Origin of the sequence: Paraburkholderia fungorum, assembly GCF_900099835.1 — a bacterium.
GTDB lineage: Bacteria > Pseudomonadota > Gammaproteobacteria > Burkholderiales > Burkholderiaceae > Paraburkholderia > Paraburkholderia fungorum_A.
Map to the genome: position 1 here is coordinate 1863749 of NZ_FNKP01000002.1, position 12974 is coordinate 1876722.

A 12974-nucleotide genomic window follows, 5' to 3' on the forward strand; every position below is an offset into this window, starting at 1 on the left:
GCGCGCAATCACATTCTGAACACGCCGAAGCGTGTGTCTTCGATCGGTGCGTTCATGCTTGCAGAAAGGCCTAAACCGAGCACGTCGCGGGTTTGCGCGGGGTCGATCACGCCGTCGTCCCACAGACGCGCGCTCGCGTAATACGGGTGCCCCTGGTGTTCGTATTGCTCGCGGATCGGCTGCTTGAACGCCTCTTCTTCTTCGGCGCTCCACGAACCGCCCTTGCCTTCGATGCCGTCGCGCTTGACCGTGGCAAGCACCGACGCGGCCTGCTCGCCGCCCATCACCGAGATGCGCGCGTTTGGCCACATCCACAGGAAGCGCGGCGAATACGCGCGGCCGCACATGCCGTAATTACCCGCGCCAAACGAGCCGCCGATGATCACCGTGAACTTCGGCACCTTCGCCGTTGCCACAGCCGTCACCATCTTCGCGCCGTTGCGTGCAATGCCTTCGTTTTCGTATTTGCGACCGACCATGAAGCCGGTGATGTTCTGCAGAAACACGAGGGGTATCTTGCGCTGGCAGCACAGTTCGATAAAGTGCGTGCCCTTTAGCGCCGACTCCGAAAACAGAATGCCGTTATTCGCGACGATGCCGACCGGGTGTCCCCAGATATGCGCGAAGCCGCACACCAGGGTCGTGCCATAACGGGACTTGAATTCGTCGAACGCGGAGTCGTCGACGATACGCGCGATGACCTCGCGGATATCGAAGGGCTTGCGCGTATCGACGGGAATCACGCCGTACATGCTTTGCACGTCGTAGCGCGGCGGCTTCGGTTCCTGCAACACCACCGGCACCTGCTTCGCGCGATTCAGATTGCCGACGATACTGCGCGCAATTCCCAGCGCATGCGCATCGTTCTGCGCGAGATGATCGACCACGCCGGACAAACGCGTATGCACGTCGCCGCCGCCGAGATCTTCCGCGCTCACCACTTCGCCGGTCGCGGCTTTGACGAGCGGCGGTCCGCCGAGAAAAATCGTCCCCTGATTCTTCACGATGATCGACTCGTCGCTCATGGCCGGCACATACGCGCCGCCCGCCGTGCACGAGCCCATCACGACGGCGATCTGCGGAATGCCCGCAGCGGACAGATTCGCCTGGTTGTAAAAGATGCGGCCGAAGTGATCGCGATCGGGGAACACGTCGTCCTGATTCGGCAGATTCGCGCCGCCCGAGTCGACGAGGTACACGCACGGCAAGCGATTTTCCGCCGCGATTTCCTGTGCGCGCACGTGCTTTTTAACGGTGACAGGATAGTAAGTGCCGCCTTTGACCGTTGCGTCGTTGCATACGATCACGCATTCCTGCCCCGCGATCCGGCCAATGCCTGTGATGACGCCCGCGCCGGGCGCATCGTTGTTGTACATGTCGTACGCGGCGAGTTGCGAGAACTCGAGAAACGGCGTGCCCGGATCGAGCAGTTGCGCAATCCGGTCGCGCGGCAGCAGCTTGCCCCGGCCCGTATGTTTGTCGCGCGCCGCCTGGCCGCCGCCGAGCGACAGTTGCTCGACCTTCGCCCGCAGATCGGCGACCAGCGTTTCGAGCGCCGCCGCGTTAGCGCGAAAGTCGTCCGAACGGGGATTCAGCTTTGATTCGATGATCGGCATTTGGGTAACGTCTCCGGTTCGCCGCTTTTTATAGGCCGGTTTTTTAACGCGTGTTCTATGCGTGTTTTGCGCGTGTTTCTATACATCAAGCCGTTTCGGCAAACAGTTCGCGTCCAATCAGCATCCGGCGAATTTCGCTCGTGCCCGCGCCGATTTCATAGAGCTTCGCATCGCGCCACAACCGGCCGACCGGGTACTCGTTGATATAGCCGTTTCCGCCGAGAATCTGGATCGCTTCGCCCGCCATCCACGTGGCTTTTTCAGCGGTGTAGAGAATCACGCCCGCGCAGTCCTTGCGCACCTGGCGCACGTGCTCCTTGCCGAGCGTGTCGAGTTGACGGCCCACCGCGTACAGATACGCGCGGCACGCCTGCAACGTGGTGTAGAGATCGGCCACCTTGCCTTGAATCAGCTGGAATTCGCCGATGGACTGGCCGAACTGCTTGCGGTCGTGGATATACGGCACGACCGCGTCCATCACCGCGACCATGATGCCGGTCGGGCCGCCCGCGAGCACCGCGCGTTCATAATCGAGTCCGCTCATCAGCACTTTTGTGCCGCCGTTCAACTGGCCGAGGATATTTTCTTCCGGCACTTCGACGTTCTCGAACACCAGTTCGCCAGTGTGCGAGCCGCGCATGCCGAGCTTGTCGAGCTTCTGCGCCACCGAAAAGCCCTTCATGCCCTTCTCGACGATAAACGCGGTAATGCCGCGCGAATTCGCTTCGGGATCGGTCTTCGCGTACACCACCAGCGTGTCGCAATCGGGACCGTTGGTGATCCACATCTTGGTGCCGTTCAGCACATAGCGGTCGCCCTTTTTCTCCGCGCGCAGCTTCATGCTGACCACGTCGGAACCCGCGTTCGGCTCGCTCATCGCCAACGCGCCGACATGTTCGCCCGACACGAGTTTGGGCAGGTACTTCTGCTTCTGTGCATCGGTGCCATTGCGGTGAATCTGGTTCACGCACAGATTCGAATGCGCGCCGTACGACAGACCGACCGACGCCGACGCGCGCGAGATTTCTTCCATCGCGATCATGTGCGCGGTGTAGCCCATGTTCGCGCCGCCGTATTCTTCCGACACCGTCATGCCGAGCACGCCGAGATCGCCGAATTTACGCCACAGGTCCATCGGAAACTGATCGGTGCGATCGATTTCCGCCGCACGCGGCGCGATTTCTTTGGCAGCGAATCCCGCGATGCTGTCGCGCAGCATTTCGATTTCTTCGCCGAGCGGGAATTGCAGACCGGGCAGATTGGGCATTGCGGTGTCTCCAGAGTTCGTTGGCGGCCGGTTCGCTCCGATGGGCGCCGGCTTGTCCCGTGGCGGCTTCGCGGACGGCCGTTGCTTTATGAGCTTGGCGCGTCCCGCTCGAAGCGCAGCAGGTTCCACACGCATTTCACGCCAGATTGACGTAAGCGTCAATAGGTATTTTTGAGTGTTACTCAGAAAACGTTTCCCAACGGTCCACAGGCTTGCTGACGTGCTAGGATCGCCTCCATCGGTCCTGAATGGCCGAATTTATCGAAGATAATCTGAATCTTACTCATATGACGGTTGCATCGAACCCCGAGTCACCTGTTTCGCGTCGTCAGCCGGCCGGGCGCAAGTCGCAGCAACGCGTGAAGGAAATTCTTCAAGCGGGGCGCGACGTGTTCTCCGAGAAAGGCTACGAGCGCGCGACGACTGCGGAAATCGCGCAGCGGCTGGGCATTTCCGAGGCCACCGTGTTCAGCTATTTTCGCGGCAAGCGTGAGTTGTGCGCGCGGGTGATCGGCGACTGGTACGACGAGATCATCGAAGCGATCGAGTCTGGCCTGCCGCGCGACGGCAACGTGCGTCAGCAGTTCGCGTTCATCGTGCGAACGCATTTGCGGCTGATGCTGGTCAACGGCACCGATCTGTGTGCGTTGGTGTTGTCCGAGGGACGGGCTCGCCATCACGAATTGAGCGAGGCGCTAACCGAATTGCAGCGCCGCTACACGGCTCCTCTGATGCGGGTACTGGCGCAGGGTCAGGAGAGCGGCCAGATCCGCGCGGATGTGCCTCTGCGGCTGTTACGGTCGATGGTGTTCGGTCCGATGGAGCACGTGCTGTGGGACGCCACGCTGACGAACCGCCAGATCGATATCGACGCGACGGCGGATCAGTTGATCGACGTATTGTGGAGCGCGCTCACGCCGCCGGATCTGGCGGTGAATGCGTTGCAGCAGTTCAGGGTGGAAGTGGCGGAGGCGAGCCGGCGGTTTGAAGAGAACGCGCGACATGTGCAGGACGCAAGTCGCGACCAATAGAGAAATGCGTTTCCGGCTCTTCGTAGTGGTGATGGGTTGCATCTGTTTGTCGGGCAAAATCCATCGGGCAAAAAGAAGCTAATCTACAACTTCCCCGATGCCGCCAGATGGAGAGCTAACGTGTCTGAAGCGAAACCCGCCAAGCCAGCGAAACCCGCGAAATCCACCAACATCCGTATCGGCATCGGCGGCTGGACCTACGCCCCGTGGCGCGGCACCTTCTACCCGGACGATCTCACGCAAAGCCGCGAACTCGAATACGCGAGCCGGAACCTCACGTCGATTGAAATCAACGGGACGTTTTATGGTTTGCAAAAGCCCACGAGCTACGAGAAGTGGTATCAGGAAACCCCCGACGATTTCGTCTTCTCGCTGAAAGCACCGCGTTACGCGACCAACAGAAAAGTACTCGCCGACGCAGGTGAAACGATCGAACGGTTCTTCGCGAGCGGCGTATTGCTGCTCAAACAGAAACTCGGCCCGGTCAACTGGCAGTTCGCGCCAACCAAAAAATTCGATCACGAAGACTTCGAGGCTTTCCTGAAACTGCTGCCTGCAAGCATCGAAGGCCAGAAACTGCGGCACGCCATCGAGGTGCGCAACGACACGTTCAAAACGCCGGAATTCATCGCGCTGGCGAGAAAATACAAGGTCGCCGTGGTGCTCGCGGGCGACAGCGAGTACCCGCAAATCGCCGATATCACCGCGCCCTTCGTGTACGCGCGCATCATGGGCACGACCGACAAGCAGGCCAAAGGCTATTCAACCAAAGCACTCGATGCATGGGCCGAACGCGCGAAGCAACTCGCGGCAGGCACGACGCCAGACGATCTGGAAACGTCAGCGGAACCATCGGGCAAAGCGGCGGCACGCGACGTGTACCTGTATGTGATCAGCGGCTTCAAGGAGCGCAACCCCGCTGCGGCGATGGCGTTGATCAAGAAACTCTGAGCACGCACGATCCCGGGGCCACACGCGAGTGTCATAATCGCGCCAGTGAAGTGACGCACGCAGGATGCAAACATCACGCAAGCGCAATCCAAACGCACCGCAAAACAAGCGCGAAATCGACCCATCGACACTCGCCTAACCAGGCCACGAGGCCACCCCACTACCAAGGTCCCGGAGAACATTTTGAGCGCCATCGACAATCCTTTGCACGATCAGGAAGTCGGCTCGGCCGACGCCACCCAGGACACCACGCGCATCGACGACGTACGGATCGGTGCGGTACGTCCGCTGATTTCCCCCGCGCTGCTACAGGACGAATTGCCGGTGCCGCCCGCCGTGCAGACGCTGGTCGAGAAAACCCGCGCGGAAATCGCCGACATTCTGCATGGCCGCGACGACCGGCTCGTGCTGATCGTCGGCCCGTGCTCGATTCACGATCACGATCAGGCGATCGAATACGCACGCAAACTGAAAGCCGCCGCGGACACCTATAAAAACGATCTGCTGATCGTGATGCGCGTCTACTTCGAAAAGCCTCGCACCACCGTCGGCTGGAAAGGCTATATCAACGACCCGCGCCTGGACGGCAGTTTCCGCATCAACGAAGGTCTGCGGCTCGCGCGGCAACTGCTGCTCGATATCAACGGACTGGGGCTGTCCACCGCCACTGAATTTCTCGACCTGCTCAGTCCGCAATACATCGCGGATCTGATCGCGTGGGGCGCAATCGGCGCGCGCACGACCGAGAGCCAGAGCCATCGGCAACTGGCGTCAGGGCTGAGCTGCCCTATCGGCTTCAAGAACGGCACCGACGGCGGCGTGCAGGTCGCGGCGGATGCGATCGTCGCGGCGCGCGCAAGTCACGCGTTCATGGGCATGACGAAAATGGGCATGGCGGCGATCTTCGAAACGCGCGGCAACGACGACGCTCACGTGATTCTGCGCGGCGGCAAGAAAGGACCGAACTACGACAGCGCGTCGGTGGACGCCACCTGTGCGTCGCTCAAGTCAGCGGGACTGCGCGAGCAGGTGATGATCGACTGTTCGCATGCGAACTCGGGCAAATCGCATTTGCGTCAACTGGATGTCGTGCAGGATATTGCGCAGCAATTGTCGCAGCGTGAGAACCGCATTGTCGGCGTCATGCTGGAAAGTCATCTGGAAGAAGGCCGTCAGGACCTGAAAGCCGGGGTGCCGTTGCAGTACGGCGTATCGATCACGGATGCATGCGTGAGCTGGGCGCAAACCGAACCGGCACTCGCCACACTCGCCGACGCAACCCGCAAACGGCGCGCGGCTTAAGCGCACCCGCCTGGAGTCGAATCTGCGGAGCCAGGCAAGCCTGGCGACACGGAGCGAGGGTCGCTCCACTTCGCCGCTCAGGCACACGCGCCGCACCAGCCGCCGATGCTTGCTGCTTACCGGCGTTGGGCAGCGCGTGACTCCTCACGCCCGAGACATCGCCTTGCGCGCGCCAGACAGCGCGCGTGGATGCTCCAGCGTGAAGCGCGTTGCATTACGACGCGTTGACGGCTTCCTTGAACGCCTTGCCGGCCGTGAACTTCACCGTCTTGGCTGCCGCGATCTGGATCTCTGCACCCGTCGACGGGTTGCGGCCCACGCGTGCTGCGCGCGCGCCGGTCGAGAAAGAACCGAAACCGACGAGTTGCACCGTATCGCCGCTCACCACAGCTTTGGTGACCGCTTCGACGATTGCGTCGATGGTCTGGCCGGTGGCCGCTTTGCTTTCGCCCGTCGCTGCAGCGACTGCATCAATCAGTTCCTGTTTGTTCATAGCACTTCCCGTATGGTAATCATGGAACCGGCGCCACATCTGAGGCGCCGGGACCGACACACTAACGCATAGGCGAGCATTCGCGCAAACTGTCGGTGTAAGGCTTGTATCTCCCGCCCAGAGCCAATTTGACGTTTTTTTGCTGCAAAGTGCCATAAGAATCGCGCGCTTACGCGTTTATCCCGCTTTACGCGCTCGTTCAGCAGATCACAATCCGTTGCAATTTCAGTGCTTTAGCACGACGCAAAGCGCCGCTGGCCGGCTTTCTGGCCGCCTCAGGGTCGAGCGCGGCGAGTGGGAACTGCCGCTCCCGGCGTCTGACAAGTTAAGAATCCGGGAGGAATAAAAAAATGAAATTTCGCCATATTGCAACATGCGCGCTGCTGGCTTCACTGCTTGGCGCGATGTCCGCCAGCGCTTTCGCCGGGGATGCAGACGGCTGTGCGACCCTGGTCGGCGCCACCTCGCCGGACACACCGCAAGGCTTTCATCTTCGTGACGGCGAGCCTGTCGATCTGGTTGGCGGCGGCAAAACGGTTCACGGCAAACTGCTGGTCTTCGCCGACAACGGCGTGTTTCGTGCGTACTGGCAGCCTCAGAACAGCCCGGAGAAATATGTGCTCGCGAATGCAGGCACCGACGCCGTCCGGCTGGTATCGACCCCCACGCAAGGCACACCGGCCAAAGATGGCGAACCCGGCACGCCGCTTGCACCTCAGCGCGTGCTGTCGTGTCCGGCGCTGTAACGCGAGCGCTGGACCCTACGGAAAACCCTCTCCGGCACAAATGACATAGACGAGCGGCGGCAGGTCGTAGTTACCGGCTGCCCATCGTCCTATGGAATCCCATTGAATTTCCCACTGACGAGCTATCAAGGTCGCGCCCACGGTGCCGTTATCACTGCGTGTGGCACATAAACGTTAAAGGGATGTGAATGGTTCGGCTAGCCAGATTCAGGGAAGCGCTATCGATCGCACAAGGCGATCCCGATCTCGTGCGCTCGCAGCTCCAGGCATTCAGCCGTCAGATCCCGCTCATCTATTTCATGCTGGTGGTCAACACGCTGGCGGTCGCGGTCACGCATCTGCAGAGTGCGCCGGCGTGGCTGTCCATCTATATGCCCGCCGCGTTCTGCGTGCTGTGCATCGCGCGCGGCGTGCATTGGTGGAAGCTGCGCCATCGCGTCATCACCGACGATCAGGCCGTGCCCGAACTGCGTCGGCTGATTGCTTTCGCGAGCCTGTTCGGCATCGCCTTCAGCTGCTGGTCGCTTTTGCTGTTCCCGTACGGCAGCGCCTTCGAACAGTCCCAGGTCGCGTTCTATATGGCGACCACGATGGTGGGCTGCGTGTTCTGCCTGATGCATCTGCGCGCGGCTGCGCTACTGCTGTTATCCATCGTCATCCTGAGCTTTTCGGGCTTCCTGATTTACACGCGCTCGCCGGTGTTCATCGCGATGACGATCGACATGGCGCTGGTTGGCTTCGCGCTCGCGGTGATCATCCAGTTGTATTACCGGACCTTCGCAGGCGTGGTTCACGCACAGCGCGAATTGCAGTTGAGCCAGCAGAAAACCCAGCGTCTGAGCGACGACAACTTCCGGCTCGCGAGCATCGACAGCCTCACTGATCTGCCTAACCGGCGCAGCTTTTTCGCGTCGTTGCGCGCGATGTCGGAGCAGGCGCTCAGCACCGGCGACGGCTTCAACGTCGGGCTGATCGATCTCGACGGCTTCAAACAGGTGAACGATATTTATGGCCACGCCTGCGGCGATCTCGTGCTCCAGGAAGTCGGCTTGCGGCTACTCGCGCTCGCGGAACCGGGTCTGTTCTTCGCTCGTTTGGGGGGCGATGAATTCGGCATCCTCGTGCAATACAAACTGTCGAACGAGAGGTTGGTGGAATTGGGGCAGCGCATTTGCGACGCGCTCAGCTACCCCTACCGGGTGGCGGGCAACGTCGCGGAACTGTCGGGCACGATCGGCTGGGCCGCGTTTCCCGAAGCAGGCGTGACGGTCGCGCAGGTGTTCGAACGCGCGGACGCCGCGCTGTACGTCGGCAAGGAAGGCCGTCGCGGCACGCCGGTGATCTTCTCGACCGAACACGAAACCCGCATCCGCCGGTCGAGCCTCGTCACTCAGGAACTACGTCACGCCGATCTCGAGTCCGAACTGTTCCTGGAGTTCCAGCCGATCTACGATCTGCACACTCATCGTCCGACCGGCCTTGAAGCGCTCGGGCGCTGGCATAACGAGCGGCTCGGCGCGGTCAGGCCGGAGGAGTTCATCCGCATCGCGGAGCGCACCGAACTGATTCTGCGCATCACCGAAATACTGCTGCACAAAGCGCTCGATGAAGTCGCGCGCTGGCCGTGCGAGCTGTATCTGTCGTTCAATCTGTCGGCGATCGATATCTCCACCTCGGCGCGTGCCCGGCGTCTGATCGATATCGTCACGCAGAGCGGCGTGCCGCCGCATCGCGTGTCGTTCGAGATTACGGAGACGGCCGTGACGCGCGATTTCGAACAGGCTCACAGCGCGCTCACGATGATCAAACAGGCAGGCTGCCGCGTCTCGCTCGACGACTTCGGCACCGGTTATTCGAGCCTCAGCTACGTGCACCGCCTGCCCTTCGATACGATCAAGATCGACCGCAGTTTCGTGACCGACGTCGACACCAACAGCGCGTCGAAGAAGATCGTCAAGTCGGTGCTCGACCTGTGCCGCAACCTCGGGCTGGAATGTGTGGTCGAAGGACTCGAAACGGCGACGCAAGCCGAGGTCGTCAGGACGCTCGGCGCGAGCGCGGTGCAAGGCTATCTGTTCAGCCGGCCGATGCGTGCCAGCGCTGTGGCCGGTTATCTGCAGACGGCGCTCGCGCAGGCTTATGCGGTGGAAGCGCAGCCTTGAGCGGCCTCGGCTGCGTGTTGTATCCCGCGTATCCCGCATGCCCATGACGTGACCGGGACCGCGCCCTAACGCGGCCCGGCGCCATATTCCAGCTTCGGATACCAGTCCGGAGCGCGTCCTTCGGGCGTCGTGTCGAGTATCGTCCACAGTGGATTCAGATCGGGCGCACCACGCGGATCTTCGCCTGGATCGGCGGTCGACGGCCCCATCTCCTCACCCCAAAAATGGCGGATCGTGCCGTCCGAACGCCTGAAAACATTCAGCGCCGGCACGTCGTCGCCGGTCGGGTCTTCGCCCGCGTAATCGCGATTGAACGTGTTGCCGCCCGACGAATAAAGCTTCAGATACCGCCAGCCCCGCTCTTTCGCAAAGGCCGTGAGCTTGCCGATCGGCGCGCGGCCGATCACGGCAAACGCGACGCGTTGCAGGATGTCGGGCATGCCGCCGTCATAGGCACTCAATAGAGACACGCACATCGGGCAAGGCCGCGTGCGCTGCGGTCCGAACATCCAGTTATAGGTGACGAGCGTGTCGTGCTCGCCGAACATGTCAGACAGCGTGACCGGTCCGGCCTCGCTGTCGAAACGGTAATCCTCGGGGACGACGCCGCCGGGCGGCAACGCGCGCCGCTGCACGGCCACCCGTTCGATGTGGCGACGCAATTCGATTTCCTCGGCGAGCAACGCGTTGCGCGCACTGCGATAGTCGGCGCTCTCGCCGGGGAAGCGCGGCGGCAGGTCGGCGAGTTGCGCGGCGGGTATCAGGGTCTGTGCGGATGTCAGTACATCGGTCATTGGCCATCTCCTCGATCGGTGAAGGATAAGGGCGCGAGTGCGGCGCAGCACGGCGGCGCTGGCGTTTTATCTCGTCCCCTATCTAGCCACGACGAATGGGGAGACGGCAAATCGACAGACGGTCAGTCTATTTTCCGGTGCATGTCGGCATCCTTAGCCGCCTTCGCCCATCAAGGTATGCTCTCGCAAAACAGCGCACACCGTCCCTGGGGATGCCACATGCCGCTTCGTCTGCCGCCGCTGCCCGCACTTCGCTTTTTCGAAGCGGCGGGACGGCATCAAAGTTTCAAGCTCGCCGCCGCCGAACTGAATGTCACGCCGAGCGCCGTCAGTCACGGCATCGTCGGACTCGAGCAGGCGCTAGGCGTCGAACTGTTCGTGCGCGAGCCGCGCGGCATTTCGCTGACCGCGACCGGCGCGGATTATCTGTCGTATGTGTCCGAAGCGTTTTCGCTGATCGCCATCGGTACGCAGCGTCTGCCGAACCATCGCGCGGATCGCCCGATCGCGCTGAGTTGCGCGCCGACCTTCGCGTCGCGCTGGTTGTTGCCGCGTCTGGCCGGTTTTCGCGCGCGCTGGCCGAACGTGAACGTGAGCGTGGACACTTCGCATCGGCAAGTCGGTTTTCCCGTCGATGGCTTCGATTTTGCGATTCGCCTGAGCCGTGCGCCGGTTGCGGGCGCTGCGTGGACCCGCCTGTTCGGCGAGCGTTTCGTGCCCGTGTGCAGCGCGGCGTATCTCGCCACGCTGCGTGCGGATCGCGACGAAAGAAGCGGGATCGACTGGCGACGCGCGACGCTCATCCACGTCAATGCGGCGAGCGAGGACTGGCAAAGCTGGCTGGATACAGCGGGCGTCGAAGGAATCGATCCCGCGAATGGACTGCGTGTCGACACGATTCAGCTTGCATTCGAGGCGGCCACAATGGGTCTCGGTATCGCGCTCGGCAGAAGACCGCTGGTGGACAGCGATCTGGCCAGCGGCGCGCTGGTCGAAGCCTGCGCGCCGACGCTGGCGTCCGCCGGAGCGTACTGGCTGGTGAGCGCGGACAACGTGGAGCGACGCCCGGAACTGTTCGACTTCAGACGCTGGTTGATCGGCGAGGCGGAGCATGTCGACACCTCCCTCGAAACACCCGACGTAGCCACGCGCGACGGCGCCAATTAATCGCGCTTCGACATACGCACAGGTGAGCCACGCTCACCTGTCGTCGCCATCTTTTCCTTTGCCGCGCCCGACGCTCGCTGCGACCATTCCGGTCAAAGGAGATCAAACCATGTCGAGCGCAAACAGCAGACGCTTCACCCCCGCCTTCAACACGACGACCGTCGTGATCCTTGCCGGTGCGCTGATCCTGAGTGCGGCCATGGGCATCCGGCAGACCTTCGGGCTGTTCATCGGCCCGTTCTCGTTCGACCGCGGCCTGCCGGTCACGCTGATCGCCTTCGCGATCGCGCTGCACAACCTGGTATGGGGCTTCGCACAACCGTTCGCGGGCGCGGCGGCGGACCGCTACGGCTCGGCGCCCGTGGTCGCGTTCGGCGCAACCACCTTCGCCGCCGGCCTCGGCCTCGCGGCGGTGGCGCCGGGGGGCGCGCTGCTGATCGTCGGCATGGGGCTGCTGGTGGGCATCGGCGTGAGTTGCACGACGTTCGGCGTGGTATTGCCGGCAGTCGGCCGGGTGGCGTCGCCGGAACAGCGCAGCATGGCGATGGGGCTGGTCAGCGCGGGCGGCTCGGCCGGGCAGGTGCTGATGATTCCGCTGGTCCAGAGCATCCGGCTCGGGTCGGGGATTGCCGCGTCGCTGTTCGCGCTGGCCTTCCTGATGCTGCTGGTCGCGCCGCTCGGCATCGTGCTCGACCGACGCGCAAAAGTCGGCGCTACCGTTCGAGAAGCCCCGGCCGTGCCGCTGCGCGAGGTGCTTGCGCAGGCGAGCCGGCATCGCGGCTACCGTCTGCTGACGCTCGGTTTCTTCACCTGCGGATTCCAGCTTGCGTTCATCTCGACGCATCTGCCCGAATATCTGACGCTGTGCCATATGCCGCTCGGACTCGGCGCGACCGCGCTCGCGCTGATCGGCCTGTTCAACATGGCGGGCAGCTGGGGATGCGGATGGCTCGGCGGACGCTTCCGTCAGCATCATGTGCTCGGCTGGCTCTATCTGATCCGCAGCGTGACGATCGGCGCGTTCTTTGTGCTGCCGAAAAGCGCGACGTCGGTGGTGATTTTCGCGGCGATCATGGGGCTCACCTGGCTCGGCACCGTGCCGCTCACCAGCGGGCTGGTCGCGAAAGTATTCGGCACGCGCCACCTCGGCAGCCTGTTCGGCGTGTGCTTTCTGAGCCATCAGATCGGCTCGTTCCTCGGCGCGTGGCTCGGCGGGCTGGTGTTCGATCTGACGGGGTCGTATTCGTTGCTGTGGGAAGCGACGGTGGTCAGCGGACTCGTCGCGGCGCTGCTGCATTTTCCCATCGACGACTCCGCGGTGAGCACGCCCGGGTTGCGCTCCCAGCCCGCGGTTGCCTAAGTTTTGTCGCATCGCGGGAGACGCTAATGCAGCCGCTATCGTCTAGACTTCCCTGATTCTCAGGGAGCATGAGCCGAACCACGAC

The 12974-nt window shown here is 62.4% G+C and carries 11 protein-coding genes; 7 read left to right on the plus strand and 4 right to left on the minus strand.

The genetic code is table 11. The features are described 5' to 3' along the window. Positions 1 to 8: 8 nt before the first annotated feature. Together BLS41_RS24160 and BLS41_RS24165 are read right to left on the minus strand one after the other, a co-directional pair. A complete protein-coding gene (locus BLS41_RS24160; protein WP_074769394.1) occupies positions 9 to 1616 on the minus strand; it encodes a carboxyl transferase domain-containing protein in 1608 nt (535 codons plus the stop codon). An 85-nt stretch (positions 1617 to 1701) separates the two neighbouring features. Beyond that, a complete protein-coding gene (locus BLS41_RS24165) occupies positions 1702 to 2883 on the minus strand; it encodes an isovaleryl-CoA dehydrogenase (protein ID WP_074769396.1) in 1182 nt (393 codons plus the stop codon). A 287-nt stretch (positions 2884 to 3170) separates the two neighbouring features. Here BLS41_RS24165 and BLS41_RS24170 point away from each other — a divergent pair, with 287 nt between their 5' ends. The 3 genes from BLS41_RS24170 to BLS41_RS24180 all read left to right on the plus strand — a co-directional run bounded on the left by BLS41_RS24170 (position 3171) and on the right by BLS41_RS24180 (position 6167). Beyond that, positions 3171 to 3914, plus strand: a complete 744-nt coding sequence (locus BLS41_RS24170; protein WP_074771158.1) for a TetR/AcrR family transcriptional regulator — start codon at positions 3171 to 3173, stop codon at positions 3912 to 3914. A gap of 120 nt (positions 3915 to 4034) precedes the next feature. Further along, positions 4035 to 4865 (plus strand): DUF72 domain-containing protein, encoded by an 831-nt coding sequence (locus BLS41_RS24175; RefSeq protein ID WP_074769398.1) that lies wholly within the window; start codon positions 4035 to 4037, stop codon positions 4863 to 4865. 183 nt (positions 4866 to 5048) lie between these two features. After that, complete coding sequence (locus BLS41_RS24180) at positions 5049 to 6167, plus strand: 3-deoxy-7-phosphoheptulonate synthase (RefSeq protein WP_074769400.1); 1119 nt, start codon at positions 5049 to 5051, stop codon at positions 6165 to 6167. Positions 6168 to 6381: 214 nt separating this feature from the next. On the opposite strand, the gene BLS41_RS24185 is transcribed toward BLS41_RS24180, so the two are convergent. Then, positions 6382 to 6660: an HU family DNA-binding protein gene (locus tag BLS41_RS24185; protein WP_042324988.1), complete on the minus strand. Its 279-nt coding sequence runs from the start codon at positions 6658 to 6660 to the stop codon at positions 6382 to 6384. Positions 6661 to 7010: 350 nt separating this feature from the next. Here BLS41_RS24185 and BLS41_RS24190 point away from each other — a divergent pair, with 350 nt between their 5' ends. Both BLS41_RS24190 and BLS41_RS24195 read left to right on the plus strand, forming a co-directional pair. After that, positions 7011 to 7406, plus strand: a complete 396-nt coding sequence (locus tag BLS41_RS24190; RefSeq protein ID WP_074769402.1) for a hypothetical protein — start codon at positions 7011 to 7013, stop codon at positions 7404 to 7406. Between the two features lie 188 nt (positions 7407 to 7594). Then, complete coding sequence (locus BLS41_RS24195) at positions 7595 to 9568, plus strand: putative bifunctional diguanylate cyclase/phosphodiesterase (protein ID WP_074769404.1); 1974 nt, start codon at positions 7595 to 7597, stop codon at positions 9566 to 9568. 65 nt (positions 9569 to 9633) lie between these two features. On the opposite strand, the gene BLS41_RS24200 is transcribed toward BLS41_RS24195, so the two are convergent. After that, positions 9634 to 10362, minus strand: a complete 729-nt coding sequence (locus BLS41_RS24200; protein WP_074769406.1) for a DUF899 family protein — start codon at positions 10360 to 10362, stop codon at positions 9634 to 9636. Between the two features lie 219 nt (positions 10363 to 10581). Here BLS41_RS24200 and BLS41_RS24205 point away from each other — a divergent pair, with 219 nt between their 5' ends. Both BLS41_RS24205 and BLS41_RS24210 read left to right on the plus strand, forming a co-directional pair. Continuing rightward, a complete protein-coding gene (locus BLS41_RS24205) occupies positions 10582 to 11529 on the plus strand; it encodes a LysR substrate-binding domain-containing protein (RefSeq protein ID WP_074769408.1) in 948 nt (315 codons plus the stop codon). A 109-nt stretch (positions 11530 to 11638) separates the two neighbouring features. Further along, entirely contained in the window at positions 11639 to 12889 is a 1251-nt protein-coding gene (locus BLS41_RS24210; RefSeq protein ID WP_074769410.1) for an MFS transporter, read from the plus strand. The last annotated feature ends 85 nt before the right edge of the window (positions 12890 to 12974 follow it).